The 16,194-nt window shown below is 44.6% G+C and carries 19 protein-coding genes; 15 read left to right on the top strand and 4 right to left on the bottom strand.

Annotation, left to right across the window (positions count from 1 at the left end):
• Positions 1-4: 4 nt before the first annotated feature.
• Positions 5-787 carry a lipid asymmetry maintenance ABC transporter permease subunit MlaE gene (gene mlaE, locus AACQ81_RS04975; RefSeq protein ID WP_237386573.1) on the bottom strand — a complete coding sequence of 261 codons (783 nt, stop codon included), beginning with the start codon at positions 785-787 and terminating at the stop codon, positions 5-7.
• 10 nt (positions 788-797) lie between these two features.
• Complete coding sequence (mlaF, locus tag AACQ81_RS04970) at positions 798-1,601, bottom strand: phospholipid ABC transporter ATP-binding protein MlaF (RefSeq protein ID WP_237386550.1); 804 nt, start codon at positions 1,599-1,601, stop codon at positions 798-800.
• Between the two features lie 231 nt (positions 1,602-1,832).
• Between mlaF and AACQ81_RS04965 the strand changes: the two genes are divergently transcribed.
• The 11 genes from AACQ81_RS04965 (at position 1,833) to npr (ending at position 10,003) form a co-directional block, all read left to right on the top strand.
• Positions 1,833-2,819: a calcium/sodium antiporter gene (locus AACQ81_RS04965; protein WP_237386549.1), complete on the top strand. Its 987-nt coding sequence runs from the start codon at positions 1,833-1,835 to the stop codon at positions 2,817-2,819.
• 39 nt (positions 2,820-2,858) lie between these two features.
• Positions 2,859-3,827, top strand: a complete 969-nt coding sequence (gene kdsD, locus AACQ81_RS04960; protein ID WP_237386548.1) for an arabinose-5-phosphate isomerase KdsD — start codon at positions 2,859-2,861, stop codon at positions 3,825-3,827.
• A 151-nt stretch (positions 3,828-3,978) separates the two neighbouring features.
• Positions 3,979-4,542 (top strand): 3-deoxy-manno-octulosonate-8-phosphatase KdsC, encoded by a 564-nt coding sequence (gene kdsC / locus AACQ81_RS04955; RefSeq protein ID WP_237386547.1) that lies wholly within the window; start codon positions 3,979-3,981, stop codon positions 4,540-4,542.
• A gap of 17 nt (positions 4,543-4,559) precedes the next feature.
• The gene (gene lptC / locus AACQ81_RS04950) at positions 4,560-5,153 is read left to right on the top strand and encodes an LPS export ABC transporter periplasmic protein LptC (RefSeq protein WP_237386546.1); all 594 of its coding nucleotides are present in this window, start codon (positions 4,560-4,562) and stop codon (positions 5,151-5,153) included.
• Positions 5,134-5,682: a lipopolysaccharide ABC transporter substrate-binding protein LptA gene (gene lptA, locus AACQ81_RS04945; protein ID WP_237386545.1), complete on the top strand. Its 549-nt coding sequence runs from the start codon at positions 5,134-5,136 to the stop codon at positions 5,680-5,682. The genes lptC and lptA overlap by 20 nt, the downstream gene beginning before the upstream one ends.
• 6 nt (positions 5,683-5,688) lie before the next feature.
• Positions 5,689-6,414 (top strand): LPS export ABC transporter ATP-binding protein, encoded by a 726-nt coding sequence (gene lptB / locus AACQ81_RS04940; RefSeq protein WP_237386544.1) that lies wholly within the window; start codon positions 5,689-5,691, stop codon positions 6,412-6,414.
• Between the two features lie 69 nt (positions 6,415-6,483).
• Positions 6,484-7,923, top strand: coding sequence for an RNA polymerase factor sigma-54 (gene rpoN / locus AACQ81_RS04935; protein ID WP_237386543.1), 1,440 nt, complete (start codon positions 6,484-6,486; stop codon positions 7,921-7,923).
• 23 nt (positions 7,924-7,946) lie between these two features.
• Positions 7,947-8,234: a ribosome hibernation promoting factor gene (gene hpf, locus AACQ81_RS04930; RefSeq protein WP_237386542.1), complete on the top strand. Its 288-nt coding sequence runs from the start codon at positions 7,947-7,949 to the stop codon at positions 8,232-8,234.
• A 114-nt stretch (positions 8,235-8,348) separates the two neighbouring features.
• Positions 8,349-8,816 (top strand): PTS IIA-like nitrogen regulatory protein PtsN, encoded by a 468-nt coding sequence (ptsN, locus tag AACQ81_RS04925; RefSeq protein WP_237386541.1) that lies wholly within the window; start codon positions 8,349-8,351, stop codon positions 8,814-8,816.
• Between the two features lie 39 nt (positions 8,817-8,855).
• Complete coding sequence (gene rapZ / locus AACQ81_RS04920; protein ID WP_237386540.1) at positions 8,856-9,707, top strand: RNase adapter RapZ; 852 nt, start codon at positions 8,856-8,858, stop codon at positions 9,705-9,707.
• A gap of 23 nt (positions 9,708-9,730) precedes the next feature.
• On the top strand, positions 9,731-10,003 hold the full coding sequence (npr, locus tag AACQ81_RS04915; protein ID WP_237386539.1) for a PTS phosphocarrier protein NPr: 273 nt from the start codon (positions 9,731-9,733) through the stop codon (positions 10,001-10,003).
• A gap of 118 nt (positions 10,004-10,121) precedes the next feature.
• Here npr and cynS read toward each other — a convergent pair whose 3' ends face one another.
• A complete protein-coding gene (cynS, locus tag AACQ81_RS04910) occupies positions 10,122-10,592 on the bottom strand; it encodes a cyanase (RefSeq protein WP_237386538.1) in 471 nt (156 codons plus the stop codon).
• Positions 10,593-10,722: 130 nt separating this feature from the next.
• Between cynS and cynR the strand changes: the two genes are divergently transcribed.
• The 3 genes from cynR to rnk all read left to right on the top strand — a co-directional run bounded on the left by cynR (position 10,723) and on the right by rnk (position 13,869).
• On the top strand, positions 10,723-11,610 hold the full coding sequence (cynR, locus tag AACQ81_RS04905; protein WP_237386537.1) for a transcriptional regulator CynR: 888 nt from the start codon (positions 10,723-10,725) through the stop codon (positions 11,608-11,610).
• Positions 11,611-12,020: 410 nt separating this feature from the next.
• Positions 12,021-13,253, top strand: coding sequence for an alanine racemase (gene alr / locus AACQ81_RS04900; protein WP_237386536.1), 1,233 nt, complete (start codon positions 12,021-12,023; stop codon positions 13,251-13,253).
• Between the two features lie 205 nt (positions 13,254-13,458).
• Positions 13,459-13,869: a nucleoside diphosphate kinase regulator gene (rnk, locus tag AACQ81_RS04895; protein WP_237386535.1), complete on the top strand. Its 411-nt coding sequence runs from the start codon at positions 13,459-13,461 to the stop codon at positions 13,867-13,869.
• A gap of 50 nt (positions 13,870-13,919) precedes the next feature.
• Here the strand turns inward: rnk and pmbA are convergent, their stop codons facing one another.
• On the bottom strand, positions 13,920-15,263 hold the full coding sequence (gene pmbA / locus AACQ81_RS04890) for a metalloprotease PmbA (RefSeq protein WP_237386534.1): 1,344 nt from the start codon (positions 15,261-15,263) through the stop codon (positions 13,920-13,922).
• A gap of 198 nt (positions 15,264-15,461) precedes the next feature.
• Between pmbA and yjgA the strand changes: the two genes are divergently transcribed.
• Complete coding sequence (yjgA, locus tag AACQ81_RS04885) at positions 15,462-15,998, top strand: ribosome biogenesis factor YjgA (protein ID WP_092549209.1); 537 nt, start codon at positions 15,462-15,464, stop codon at positions 15,996-15,998.
• Positions 15,999-16,194: the final 196 nt, after the last annotated feature.

Below are 16,194 nucleotides of genomic sequence, written 5' to 3'. Positions count from 1 at the left end.
CGACTTAGTTCCCAAACATCAGTGCTGTCAGCACAAAATCCAAACCCAATACCGCCAACGACGCATGAACTACCGTGCGTGTTGTTGCCCTGCTGATCCCTTCCGATGTTGGGATAGCATCATAACCATTGAACAGCGCAATCCACGTTATCGTGATGGCAAAAACGACACTCTTAAGAAAACAGTTAACCAGGTCTTTTTCCCATTCCACCGCTGATTGCATGGATGACCAAAAAAAGCCGCCATCAATGCCTTTCCAGTCTACACCGACTATCGCGCCCCCTATGATCCCAACGGCAACAAAGATCAGTGACAGCAAAGGCATACTAATAAAACCCGCCCAAAAACGAGGGGCAATGACACGACGCAACGGATCAACAGCCATCATTTCCAAACTGGAGAGCTGTTCCGTGGCTTTCATCAAACCAATTTCTGCGGTCAGAGCTGAACCCGCCCTACCCGCAAACAGCAGCGCTGTCACTACAGGCCCTAATTCACGCAGCAGTGATAACGCCACCATCATGCCAAGACTGCCCTCAGCACTGAATGTAGTCAGAACCAGATAACCCTGCAAAGCCAAAACCATGCCGATAAATAATCCTGAGACCACAATGATCAGCAGAGATTGAACACCTACGCTATAAAGTTGCTGACGCAATAGTGTCCATTGCTTGGCAGGCTCTGGTTTACCAAAAATTGCGCCAAACAGCATAAAGCCCGCACGACCAAATGAAGCTGTAATTTCAATTGCACGTCTGCCCAACGCTGCCAATGCCCGTGTTAACATCAACATTCCATTATCCTAATAACTCAGTTTTATAATCCCCGGCAGGGAAACGGAAAGGTACTGGCCCATCAGCAACACCATCAAGAAATTGCCGTACCCGTTGCTCCTGATTCGCTCTCAACTGTTCAGGAGTGCCTTCTGCTATCACTTTCTGTTCAGCCACGATATAAGCATAATCAGCAATACTCAGCACTTCAGGCACATCATGCGAAACAACAACACACGTAACCCCAAGCGCATGATTAAGCTCGTCAATCAGTTTCACCAAAACCCCCATTGTGATTGGGTCTTGACCAACGAATGGCTCATCAAACATGATTAAGTCTGGATCGAGCGCGATCGCCCTCGCCAATGCTGCTCGTCTGGCCATGCCGCCTGACAGTTCCGATGGCATCAAATAAGCCGCGCCACGTAAACCCACCGCTTCCAATTTCATCATCACAGTAGTATGAATCAATTCTTCTGGCAGTTGGGTATGCTCACGCAGAGGAAAAGCGACATTGTCAAAAACATTTAGATCAGTAAACAATGCCCCTGACTGGAATAACATGCTCATTTTCTTGCGCGCCGCATAAAGACGCGAGCGGGACAATGCGGGAATATTATCACCATCAAACCAAATTTCACCGCGTTCAGGGCGAATTTGTCCCCCAATCAGACGTAATAAGGTTGTTTTTCCTATGCCGGAAGGCCCCATGATGGCAGTCACTTTTCCTTTCGGGACGGTCATATTAATATCAGCAAAAATCGGGCGTTGACCTCGGGTAAAATGCATTCCACAGATCTCAATAAGATTTGCTGTTTGTTGATTCATTATTAATAGCCCCTAACCGTTAGTAGAACTGTCTTATTTACTGTATTTAAATAGTCAATCATGCATACTACAAAAAAATTGCCCAATTTGCGTTAGCAAAGTTGCGACAAATTTTACTTTTTATCTCTTGACCGTCAGAATGTATAAGTTTAGCTGAATAAACATTTTATGTTTAAAAATCAACCATTATTAGCATTATGCTCGGAATAAATCTTATTTAAGGGACACACCATGTTTCTGACTATTGTATTGCTCATTACCGGGTTGATTTTACTGGTGTATGGTTCTGATAGATTAGTTTATGGTGCCGCGGTTTTTTCCCGTTCCCTGAAAATCCCCCCCTTTATTATTGGTCTGGTCATTATGGGGATCGGAACATCACTGCCAGAACTGATGGTTTCTGTCACAGCAATTTTAGACGGGATGCCGGACATGGCGGTGGGCAATGCAATTGGTTCCAATATTACGAACCTGCTGCTGATTACAGGAGCAGCGGCGTTCATCAGGCCAATCACGGTAAAATCGGATATCCTCCGGCGGGAACTGCCCCTGATGCTGCTAATCACCGCCTTTGCTGGATATCTAATCTCCAACAGCTATTTGAGCCGCATGGATGGTATCCTTCTGTCACTTTCTGCCTTTTTCTTCATCGCGCTGATGATTAAAATGACGGCCTTATCCCAATATGACGGGGTTGATAGCTATACCCAAGAACGAGATTCAGAATTGCCTGTCGAAGGCAACAAAGGCATTGCTCTTCTATGGGTTCTGCTGGGGTTAATTATCCTGCCCATCTCTACCCGAATGGTGATTGACAATGCCATCGTCATTGCGCGGATTTATGGCATCAGTGAATTGATTATTGGTCTGACAATCCTTGCCGTAGGCACCAGCCTGCCGGAGCTTGCCACCGCCATTGCAGCCGCCATAAAAGGTGAGAATGATATGGCGATGGGCAACATCATTGGCTCAAATATATTCAATGTTACCCTCGTGTTGGGTATTCCCGCCATACTTTCTCCCAGTGTCATTTCACCCGATGCTTTTTCCCGGGATTTTTGGGTCATGATGGCAGCCAGTGTACTATTCACGGTATTCTGTCTGGGAAGAAAGCATCGATTGAACCGATTGAATGGTATTCTGTTATTGGGCTGTTTTATCGCTTATTTTATCGTACTTTTTATTTCTAATTATTACTGTACTGAATTACGGTATTAATTTATTGCTGATTGAGTGGGAAAAGAGTGAGAAGTAGAAATGCCTAAAATCGATTTTCAACAAGCAGGTAAAAAAGTATTACACATCGAACTTGATGGACTAGCCGATCTGGAACAATACATTAATGATGATTTCAGCCAGGCCTGTGAATTAATGTTTGGTTGTGAAGGAAAAGTCATTGTCATGGGAATGGGAAAATCCGGTCACATTGGGCGAAAGATCGCAGCGACATTTGCCAGTACCGGTACTCCTTCATTTTTTGTCCATCCCGGCGAAGCCAGCCATGGCGATCTCGGCATGGTGACACAAAAAGATATTGTGCTGGCAATCTCAAATTCTGGTGAGTCAAATGAAATTCTGGCTTTGATTTCTGTGCTTAAGAGACAAAAAGTTCCACTCATCTGCATGACCAACAATCGTAGCAGTAGTATGGGAAAAGCCGCAGATATCCATTTATGTATTAAGACCTCTCAGGAAGCCTGTCCATTGGGGCTGGCACCGACGACCAGTACAACAGCAACACTTGTCATGGGAGATGCTTTGGCCATTGCGCTTTTGCAAGCCCGTGGTTTTACTGCTGAAGACTTCGCCCTCTCCCATCCCGGTGGCACGCTCGGACGCAAACTCTTGTTGCTGGTCAGTGACTTAATGACTGTCGGTGATGATATTCCCCGTGTTTCCCGTAATGCGACTTTACGCGAAGGTCTGGTGGAAATTACCCGAAAGAAACTGGGGATGACGGTTATCTGCGATGATGACATGCAAATCCAGGGTATTTTTACCGATGGTGATTTGCGTCGTGTTTTCGATATGGGTATCGATTTAAACAACGCAAAAATTGCTGATGTCATGACTACTGGCGGTATCCGCATAAAACCCAATTCGCTGGCTGTTGATGCCTTAAATCTGATGCAATCACGCCACATCACGTCTTTGCTGGTCACAGAAGGAGACAAATTGCTTGGTATACTGCATATGCATGATCTTTTACAGGCCGGGGTTGTATAAACGAATTGTATAAAACAATCGCATAAAATAATCACATAAAACAAGTTTGATGCAAACAGGTATAGTATACCCAATCGCTTTCAAGTTGCCGCACAGCCAGTAAAGCAGCAACTTGAAAGATGAAGGATATAAACCTTAAGAGAATTCCTTAATGAATCAAAGAGATTATCTGGACACCTGCTATGGCCCAGTCAGCAAAGATATTATCGAAAAAGCCCGTAAAATCCGTCTTCTAATCTGTGATGTGGATGGTGTAATGTCTGATGGGTTGATCTATATGGGCAATGAGGGAGAAGAACTGAAAGCCTTTAATGTTCGTGATGGTTATGGTATCCGTTGTTTAATCACTTCTGGTATTGAAGTTGCCATTATTACCGGCCGCAAAGCAAAACTGCTAGAAAATCGAGCTGAAACACTGGGTATTACACATCTTTACCAAGGTCAGAGCGATAAGATTTTGGCGTATAAAGAACTGTTGGATAAACTAGTGTTACAGTCAGATCAAATTGCCTATATTGGTGATGACCTTATTGACTGGCCTGTCATGGCACAAGTTGGATTATCTGTTGCGGTTGCTGATGCCCATCCACTGCTGTTGCCAAAGGCAGATTATGTGACTCGGATTGCAGGCGGTCGTGGTGCAGTCAGGGAACTTTGTGATTTGGTGCTCTTCGCTCAGAATAAGCTGGAAGGTGCCAAAGGGTTATCCATATAAACTAAAACTGAAAAAGAATGAGCAAAATTCAATCCTGGTTGATCGCAATACTCGGACTTATCGCACTTGCGCTAATTGGCTGGAATTTATCGAATGTAAATGACGACTCTTCATCATCCATCGTAGATGACGGTTATCCCACTTATCAAACACAGGAAGCAGTTACCTTTGTCCATGATCCGGAGGGCAAACTGCTTTACAAATTAGTGGCCGATGATGTCAAAAATTTCGCTGATACGAAGCTGACTTGGTTTACCAAGCCCGTATTAACAACATATGACTCCAACAATCCCTCAGACTCCCGGAAAGCCACATGGACAGTCAGTGCCGATAAAGCCAGACTAACTAATGACAACATGCTCTATCTGTATGGGAATGTCCTAGTGAATAGCCTGAACGATGCATCACAATTGCAGAAAATCACAACAGATAATGCGACCGTTAATCTTACAACACAAGATGTAGCGTCCGATGATCAAGTCACTCTCACTGGGGTTGGTCTGAAATCTGTTGGCATGAAAATGCGCGGCAATCTGCGAAACAAAACCGCTGAACTGATTGAAAAGGTGACTACTCGATATGAGATTCCACATGAACAACCTAATCCGTAATACCGTTATTGCCAGTACCTTTTTTGCTGTCAGCTTGCCCGTACTGGCCTTGAAAGATGATACGAAACAGCCCATTACCATCGACTCTGCAAGACAGTCACTGGATTTAACAGGGAACGTTGCCACATTTACGGATAGTGTCATAGTAAAGCAAGGTTCAATTGACATTCATGCTGATAAAGTCATTGTCACTCGTCCAGATGGGGATTCGAATAAAACGGTCATTGAAGCCTACGGTAATCCTGCTACTTTCTACCAATTGCAGGATGATGGCAAACCCCTCAAAGGGCATGCAGCAAAGATGCGCTATGAAATGGATAAAGAGCTGATCACATTGACAGGTAATGCCTATCTTGAACAGCTAGACAGTAATATTAAGGGTGACAAAATCACCTACCTCGTGCCGACACAGCAAATGGAAGCCTTTAGTGATAAAGGTAAACATGTCACAACCGTCCTGTTGCCTGCCCAATTACAAGACAAAGGCCCGGGTACCCAAGGCGCTGAAGTTCACAAAAAGAGTAAATAACGACTTATGGCAATACTAAACGCAGCAAATTTGGCAAAGGCATATAAGGGCCGGAAGGTCGTTGAGAACGTCAGCCTGAAAGTAAGGTCAGGAGAAATTGTTGGCTTACTTGGTCCCAACGGTGCAGGTAAGACAACCACTTTCTACATGGTGGTTGGCATTGTTCCGCGTGATGCAGGCTCTATCTCCATTGATGAAGAAGACATCAGCTTATTGCCGCTACATGAACGCGCCCGACGTGGAATAGGGTATTTACCGCAAGAAGCTTCAATCTTCCGCCGCCTGAGTGTCTTCGACAACTTGATGGCTGTCCTTGAGATCCGCAAAGACCTTAACAAAGAACAACGAAAAACGCGCGCAGAAGAGTTGATGGAAGAGTTTCATATCTCCCATCTGCGTGATAGCCTTGGGCAATCACTTTCTGGTGGTGAACGCCGCCGCGTGGAGATTGCCCGCGCGCTGGCCGCCAATCCCAAATTCATCTTGCTGGATGAGCCTTTTGCCGGTGTTGACCCGATATCCGTATTGGATATCAAAAAGATCATTCAACACCTGCGAGACTGCGGATTGGGTGTCCTGATTACTGACCACAATGTCCGTGAAACACTGGATGTCTGTGAACGTGCTTATATCGTCAGTCAAGGTCACTTGATTGCCCACGGCAGCCCTGATGACATCCTGAATAACGAGCAAGTAAAACGCGTCTATCTGGGTGAAGGCTTCCGCCTTTGATTCTGATTTTTCTGTCAGGCGTAATTTAAGGGATCATTCAAGCTAGATTAAGGAGAAAGTAGTAACGCTATGAAGCAAAGTTTGCAACTCAGGCTCAGTCAACAACTGACGATGACGCCCCAGCTCCAGCAAGCTATCCGTTTGTTGCAACTTTCTACGCTTGAGCTTCAGCAAGAAATCCAACAAGCACTGGAAACTAATCCACTGCTTGAACAAGATGAGCTGCATCAGGAAGTGGAGAATCGAGATCTTCCAGAAACTGAAATGGAAGTCATGGATACCCGCGAAGCGCTTGAACAGAAAGATATGCCCAAAGAGCTGCCACTGGATACCAGTTGGGATGAAATTTATACCGCTGGTACGCCTTCAGGAAGCCACAGTGATCACGGTGATGATGACTTTCCCGTTTATCAAGGGGAAACAACCCAGACACTCCAAGACTACCTTATGTGGCAGGCAGGATTAACCCCCTTTACTGAGACGGACACTGCCATTGCCACATCGATCATTGATGCGATTGATGACAGCGGCTATCTGACTGTATCTACCGAAGAGATCCTTGCCTGCATGGGCGATGATGAACTGACACCGGAAGAAGTCGAAGCTGTTCTCAAGCGCATACAACATTTTGATCCGATTGGGGTTGCCGCCCGTGATTTACGTGAATGCCTGTTTATCCAACTTTCCATGCTGCCACCCGAAACACCTTACTTGAATGAAGCTAAACTCGTCGTTAGTAAGTATCTTGAACTACTGGGTAATCGAGACTTCCGTAATTTATTACGTCAGAGCAAATTAAAAGAAAATGTTCTGAAAGAGGCAATTGATATTATTCAATCACTGGAGCCGAAACCGGGGTTAGTAGTCAATACCGGTGAGTCCGAGTATGTTATTCCAGATGTATTGGCGCAAAAAGAAAATGACAGCTGGCAAGTCAGGCTGAATACCGATAGCATCCCCCGCCTGCGTATCAACCAACACTATGCAGCACTGGGACAGTTAGCCCATAATGAAAGTGACAGCCTCTTCATTCGCAATAACTTGCAAGAGGCTAAATGGCTTATCAAAAGTCTCGAAAGCCGTAATGAGACTTTATTGAAAGTCGCCCGCTGCATTGTTGGACGGCAGCAAGATTTTTTTGAATATGGTGAGGAGCATATGAAACCGCTGGTCTTGGCCGATATTGCCTATCAGGTTGATATGCATGAATCCACCATTTCACGTGTGACGACCCAGAAGTATCTGTATAGTCCGCGAGGTATTTTTGAGCTTAAATATTTTTTCTCCAGCCATGTCAATACCGATAGCGGAGGCGAAGCCTCTTCTACCGCAATACGTGCCCTGGTGAAAAAACTGGTCGCGGCAGAAAATCCGGTCAAGCCCCTGAGTGACAATAAATTGACCAGCATGCTGGCCGACCAAGGCATTCAGGTGGCACGCCGAACTGTCGCAAAATATAGAGAGTCGTTATCCATCCCGCCTTCAAACCAACGTAAAAAGCTGGTTTGAACAACACAGAGAAGGAAAACACTATGCAACTCAATGTCACAGGCCACAATATTGAAATCACAGATGCACTGCGCAACATTGTGAACACCAAATGCGGCAAACTGGATCAATATTTCGATAAGATTAACCTCATTCAGGTCACCCTCCGAGTGGAAAAAGTGCAGAAAATCGCGGAAGCCACAGTGCACATCAACGGAGGTGAGTTGCATGCCACCTCAGAGCATGAAGACATGTATGCGGCAATTGATGCATTGGCAGATAAACTCGCTCGTCAATTGACCAAACACAAAAGTAAATTGAGACAACATTAACAGTTTCCAGACAACGGGGCCGTCATAAAATTACACTGTTCTGTCTGGAAGCAGTGCATTAATACCAGATGCCTTGAGGCATCTGGTATCACAAGGCTCTAAGTGAATAAAGAAATGAACAACGAAACAGATTTACCGCTAAGCTCAGTGCTTTCACCCGAATGTACACGCAATAACGTCCCTTGTTCGAGTAAGAAGCGAGCCTTAGAGATTATCAGTGAGCTAGCATCAAAACAGCTTGAATTACCGGAACATACCGTGTTCGAAGCTATTCTTTCCCGCGAAAAAGTAGGCACAACAGGCATCGGCAACGGGGTTGCGATCCCACACGGCAAATTAGACAAGGAATGCTCACACAATGCCGTTGGCGTGTTTTTGCATCTGGAGCACCCTATTACCTTTGATGCCATTGATAATCAGCCTGTTGACTTACTGTTCGCTTTATTGGTGCCATCAGACCAGTGTCAAACCCATTTACACTCGCTATCATTAATAGCAAAGCGCCTTGCAGATAAAAACCTTTGCCGTCGCCTGCGTTCAGCACAGAGTGACGAAGAGCTATATAAAATTATTACTGAATAAATAACTAATACAATTATAAACATTTAGGAGAGTCACCTCATGGTGCTGATGATAGTCAGTGGTCGTTCAGGTTCTGGTAAGTCCGTTGCTCTGCGGGCGCTGGAAGACATGGGTTTCTATTGCGTAGATAACCTGCCGGTCGTGTTGTTGCCAGAACTGGCAAGCACACTGGCTGAACGCGACATTTCCGCTGCGGTTAGCATTGATGTCAGAAACATGCCGGAGTCGCCGGAAATTTTCGAAGAAGCTTTGACACAATTACCTGACAGTTTTTCACCACAGCTTCTGTTTCTTGACGCGGATCGCAATACACTGATCCGCCGTTACAGTGACACCCGCCGTTTGCACCCACTGTCCAGCAAAAACCTGTCACTGGAAAGTGCGATTGACCAAGAAAGCGACCTGCTGGAGCCCCTGCGTTCACGCGCCGACTTAATCATCGACACATCTGAAATGTCCGTTCACGAACTGGCAGAAATGCTCAGGACACGTTTACTGGGTAAGCGTGAACGTGAACTGACTATGGTATTTGAATCATTTGGTTTTAAACATGGTATCCCAATTGATGCAGACTATGTTTTCGATGTGCGTTTCCTGCCAAACCCTCACTGGGACCCAAAACTGCGCCCAATGACCGGTCTGGATCGCCCTGTTGCCGCATTCCTGGATCGCCATACCGAGGTTCATAACTTTATTTACCAAACCCGCAGTTACCTTGAACTTTGGTTGCCCATGCTAGAAACCAACAACCGCAGCTATCTGACTGTAGCCGTCGGCTGTACGGGCGGTAAACATCGTTCTGTCTATGTTGCTGAACAGTTAGCAGATTATTTCCGTTCCCGTGGTAAAAATGTGCAATCACGTCACCGCACACTGGAAAAACGCAAATAATATCAATAATGCAGGCCATAATAGTGACAGTCAAACAAAGACTTGAGATCAAAAATCGGCTCGGAATGCATGCCCGGCCTGCCATGAAACTACATGATCTTGTGCAACAGTTTCAATCGCAGGTCATTTTGCGCAACAGCAGCAATATTCAGGCTGAAGCCAGTAGCGTCATTGCCATGCTGATGCTGGATTCTGAGCAAGGCAGTTACATTGAAGTAGAAGCAAGCGGGAAGGATGAACAGCAAGCGCTGACTGCCATCATAGCACTTTTCAATGCAGGATTTGATGAGGAATAATTACCCTTTTTTAACTCCATCCCCTCATTCTCAAAGCTGAGAAAACGCCACTTTCAGCTTTGGGCCTCTGTTTTATCCCTACCCGGATTAGTGCAGACGATAATAAACGGAATGATGATCAAAATGGTTTTGTTGGTAAATACTTGCCATCCAGTGTAATGACTGCACGTTCACCACCCTCAGGATCGGCCACTTTTTTCACGTCTAATCTGAAATTGATAGCGCTGATAATGCCATCCCCGAATTTTTCATGAACCAGTGCTTTTAATGTTGTACCGTAAACCTGCAACATTTCATAGAAACGATACATGGTCGGGTCAGTCGGGATACGATCATCAATGCTGCCACGAACAGGAATAGTCTGTAGTAACAGCACATCATCACTGTCCAGATCCAGTTTTTGACCGACCATAACCGCAATCTCTTTAGGCAGCGGATGCTGGCCTAAGATTGCTGCGGTAACGAACGCTTCGGTCAAACCGGTATCATCTGCAATTTCTGCAAATGACAGATCTTTCTTCGCTTTAATAGCTAAGATTTTGTCAGCTAATGTTAAACGGACTTCACGGCTGATTTGTGACTGGATCATAGCAATACCTCGTTAATTAAATGAATTAAGCTGTGATTATTTACGTGCAGGGGATATTACGCGCATTATTTTATAAATAAAAAGTCTCATTCATAATGACGATCATTCAAAAAACTAATGAGTCAACAGAATGAATTTACGTCATATCTGGTATTTTTTAGCGGTTGCTGAGCAACAAAGTTTTACCCGTGCCGCAGACGTTTTACACATATCACAACCCGCATTGTCACAACAAATCAAAATATTAGAGAAGAATCTTGGCATTCAGTTATTTGATCGCACAGGACGAAATACGCGCCTGACGGATACAGGAGAGGTCTATGTACAATATGTACGCCGCGCTTTTCAGTGTCTGGAAGAAGGAAAACGCGCTATTCATGATGTTGAAGATCTTAGCCGGGGAACCCTGCGAATAGCCGTTACACCAACGTTTACCAATTATTTTATAGGGCCATTATTCGCTGATTTTTATTCGCGATATCCGGACATTACGTTACAACTACAAGAAATATCTCAGGAAAAAATAGAGAGGATGTTACTTAATGATGATATTGATATCGGCATTGCCTTTGAAGAAAGCTATTCACCAGACATCACTACAATAAAGTTGATGACAGAAACATTAGCAGTTGTGGTTGCTGATCAGCATTCATTAGCACATCAAGCATCGATTACTTTTAACGAACTTCATCATGAAAAACTTATTCTGCTGAGTCCTGAATTTGCCACCCGGGTGCAAATTGATCACCTGTTTTGTCAGCGGGATATCAAACCAAAAGTACAAATGGAGATGAGTTCGATTAGTGCTATTTTGGAAGTTATTCGCCGGACATCACTTGTAACACTGCTTCCTGTGGATATTCCTCGTCGGGATAATGGATTGGTTACTATTCCATTAGTGGCTGATGAGCCAAGAAGAACAGCGGTATTAATGCAACGCCATGGGGCATGGCAAACAGCAGCAGCACGGGCATTTATTGCTATGGCGCAAGTGTTTTCTGCAAAAATACAGTTATGAGCGTTACACCACTAGTACGATTCAAGCTCACAGTACAAGCTGCCTAGATCCGTACCATTTTAAAATGTCGGGCTGGAATGTGACTGATATAGCGCCTCTACCTCTCTGAATGATGGCGATACACCAAATCTGCTCGACAGCTTTCCTCGAAAAAATAGCGATTAAAACCGACAAAAGATAAAAAAACATTCATATATTTTGCTTGCGAATACTTTAACCACAATAAAAATAACCACATAAAATAATAATATTAGTTAATAATTCCGATTATTTATAAATAGCATTAAATACATAATAAATGTTACTTCTCAATGAGTTAACAGTGTGAAATAACCTAAGAAAAAACTTATTATTAAAGGGTGTTTACACAGTGCATTTCACTCACAAATCCTCAACTGGAGATTCATTTCATGAGTTTTAATAAAACTACACTGGCAATTCTTCTTGGTCTGAGTCTATACCAAGGCGCTGTTCAAGCTGCGCCTGTGCTCTCTTTAGATAACACCCACGCAGAAAGCATCGCAGCAACCAATAACGCTTGGGTTGAAATCAATACCACCACTTTCGAAAATAATATCCACACATTGCAAAAAAAACTGAACAAAGACACCAAAATGTGTGCGATTCTGAAAGGTGATGCTTATGGTCATGGTATCGGCCTGTTGATGCCATCCATCATTAAAACCAACGTGCCTTGCGTGGGGATCACCAGTAATGAAGAAGCTCGCATCGTGCGTGAAAGTGGCTTTAAAGGACAACTGATCCGTGTCCGCGCGGCTGATGTGTCTGAAATTGAAAGCACTCTGAGCTATGACATGGAAGAGATAATCGGCGATCTGGAACAGGCTAAGGCCATTGATGCGCTGGCCAAAAAGCACGGTAAAGAAATTCACGTCCATCTGATGCTGAACACTGGTCTTATGAGCCGCAATGGATTGGAAATGAAAACTGAGCAGGGCAAACAAGAAGCGCTGAAAATCACTCAGTTGCCTAACCTGAAACTGGTCGGCATGATGAGCCACCACGCATTCACCAATATGGATGCAATTCGTGACAGCATTAAAAATTTCAAAGAACAAACTTCTTGGTTGATCAAAACAGCAAACCTGAAAAGAGATGAGATTACGCTGCACGCATCAAGCTCCTTTGCATCACTCAGCATTCCTGAAGCCCAATTCGATATGGCTCGCGTGGGTAGTGCGCTGTACGGCATTCTGACCACTAGTCACCCAGAATTCAAGCCATTGATTCAAGTGAAAACCCGTGTCGCTTCTGTTAAACCTTACCCTAAAGGTAATGGTGTCGGCTACGACAACACTCACATTCTGAAACGTGATTCCATGCTCGCTAACTTGCCAGTGGGTTTCTCTGATGGCTTTAGTTCTGCCATGTCAAACAAAGCCTACGTCCTGATCAACGGTCACCGTGTGCCTGTTGTCGGCAGCGTTTCCATGAATACTGTGATGGTCGATGTTACCGATCTGCCAGACGTGAAGAGTGGTGATGAAGTGGTCATTTTCGGTAAACAAGGTAATGACGAAATCACCCAGTCTGATATTCAGAAATGGGGTGGAATGCACGTTGTTGAATTTTCTTCTATCTGGGGAGAAACCAACCCACGTGTTGTTACCACAGATGCTTAACCTGCGCTTAAGATGAGAGCAGGTGATCCCTCTTTTTTGGGGTGAATGAACCTTATTTCATTAACAACACAAAACAGTTCGTGATCATGATCTCTTTATTTTCATGACAGAACAGCCTAATATCACTTTAATCACTTTTGAAAATAACACCCCCTCCTTGCGATGCGGGGTGTTATTTTGTATTGAGCCTAATTTGGAGTGTGGTATGAAAAAACCTAAAATTATCATTAATGAATTGGATGCTGAACGTTTAGATTCTCTGTTGGAACAACCCGCATTTGCCAATACCAGCATTGCTGATGCCTTGAATGAAGAATTGGACAGGGCAGAAATTCTTCCTCCGGTAGAAATCCCGGCAGATGTTGTCACAATGAACAGTGAAATTCGCTTTATTGATTTGAGTAACAATGAAGAACGTGTTCGCACGCTGGTCTACCCTGCTTCCCTACAGGACAGCACCAAACAACTGTCAGTCATGGCTCCTATGGGCGCAGCTCTGTTAGGGCTTAGGGTAAATGATGAAATAAACTGGGCATTGCCGAACGGTGAAAAAACCCGAATAAAGGTATTAGAGATACTTTACCAACCCGAAGCCACGGGAGAATATCACCGCTAATTTCCAGCCAGCTCAGTTAGACCGAACTGGCTGCTGTTGATTGAGTATCCCTATTGACCGGCGATACTCATTTCCGGCAGCAATACCGAACCACACTGAATATTGCTGCGTGTTTCGATATCATCACCAATTGTTACCATATTCGCCCACATATCCTTCAAGTTACCAGCAATGGTAATCTCACTGACCGGGTATTGAATTTCACCGTTTTCAACCCAAAAACCGGATGCACCACGGGAGTAATCACCTGTAACCGCACTGACACCCTGTCCCATCAATTCAGTGACAATCAGTCCCGTTCCCATTTCACGCAACAGACCAGCAAAACCCAGTCCCTGACCCGCTATGTGCCAGTTATGAATGCCACCGGCATGGCCTGTGTTCACCATTCCCAACTTGCGGGCAGAATAAGAAGTCAGCAGCCAAGTTTGCAAAACACCCTCTTTAATAATGTCACATGATGTTGTACGCACACCTTCACTATCAAAAGGTGTTGAAGCCAGTCCACGCAGCAAATGCGGTTGTTCTTGAATTGTTAACCATGAAGGCAGAATCTGCTTGCCCAGACTATCCAGCAAGAAAGAAGATTTACGATAAATGCTGCTACCGCTGATCGCGCCAACCAAGTGACCAAATAAACCTGTTGCCACTTCCGCAGAAAAGATAACCGGTGCTTTCATCGTTGGTAACTTGCGTGCGCCCAGACGGGAAAGTGTACGACGGGCACACTCCTGCCCAACCCATTCAGGGGATTTCAGATCATCGAAATGGCGACTTACAGTATAGGCATAATCGCGCTCCATATTGCCATTCTGCTCTGCGATCACACAGCTAGACATAGAGTGACGACTTGAACAGTAGCTTTGCAGCATACCATGGCTGTTACCGAATACCCGAATGCCATAATGACTATTGAAACTACCGCCTTCGGTATTAGTAATGCGTTCATCTGCCTGTAATGAAGCTTGTTCAGCACGGGCTGCTAATTCAATGGCCGTATCAGCATCCATATCAGCAGGATGGAAAAGATCCAATTCCGGTGCATCAAATGCCAATAATTCCTTATCGGCAGGGCCCGCATAAGGATCAGGGGATGTGTAGCGAGCGATATCAATAGCAGCCTGAACAGTACGGGCAATTGCCTCAGGGCTTAAGTCCGTAGAGGAAGCACTGCCTTTGCGTTGCTGATGGTAAACCGTGATCCCCAGAGCGCCATCACTGTTAAACTCAACATTTTCGACTTCACTGAAACGGGTGCTGACACTAATTCCCGTGGTTTTATTGACCGCGACTTCCGCAGCATCACAACCGGCTTGCGCTAATTCCAGAGCATGGGCAACTGCATCTTCCAGTTGCTGACGCTGCTCTGTGATTTGTTGATTGGTGACTATCATTAATTAACCATAATCCAATGAATTAAAAAGAAAACTCGTCAGAAAAAATGCCTCCGCCCACGTCATGGCATGAATGCCGAGTGGTAATCAGGCAATTTTCCCAGTTACAATACACAATATTAGGATGTTAACACCCACCGGACGATAGGTCATGCTCCAAAACACACCTTATCCGGCCTTTTTAGAAGGAAAACAATTATGGCAAAGCAGCCTGAAGATTGGCTCGACAATTATCCTGCTGAAGAGGAAGAAGAAGAGATAATCTGGGTCAGTAAAAGCGAAATCAAACGAGACGCTGAAATACTGAAAAAGTTGGGAACGGAACTGGTTGAACTCAGCAAAAACCAACTGGCGCGGATACCACTGGATGAAGATTTGCTGGCTGCCATTGAACTGGCACAGAAAATCAAACGTGAAGGTCGTCGCCGCCAATTACAATTAATCGGAAAATTATTGCGTGCCCGTGATCCTGAACCCATCACCATTGCGCTGGATAAACTGAAAAATCGTCACAACCAGCAAATCGTTATTTTACACAAGCTGGAAGAGCTGCGTGATAAATTGCTCGAAGATGATGATGCTTTTGAGGAAGTTATTGCGCTGTATCCGCATACAGATCGTCAACAGCTTCGCACACTGGTTCGCAATGCTAAAAAAGAGAAAGCGGCTAACAAGCCACCAAAATCTTACCGTCAGATTTTCCAATATCTGAAAGAATTATCGGAATCAGCTTAATCAGCCCTCCACCGCCATTTCGTTAAGAATTGGCGGTATTTCCTTTTGTCATCCCGCTTCTCCATTACCATTGTATTAAATCGGTTTAAGTTAACACTTTGAGATAAATGATGCAGAAATGTAACATTTAATGGGGTAGCTTTTTTACTTTAAATAATCTCCACTCCGTTCCCTAAAGTGACTGAAAACCATACAA

Origin of the sequence: Xenorhabdus sp. Sc-CR9 (genome assembly GCF_963897815.1) — a bacterium.
Lineage (GTDB): Bacteria > Pseudomonadota > Gammaproteobacteria > Enterobacterales > Enterobacteriaceae > Xenorhabdus.
Note: the sequence above shows the minus strand (reverse complement) of the source record. Positions and strands in the feature narration are given on the sequence as shown.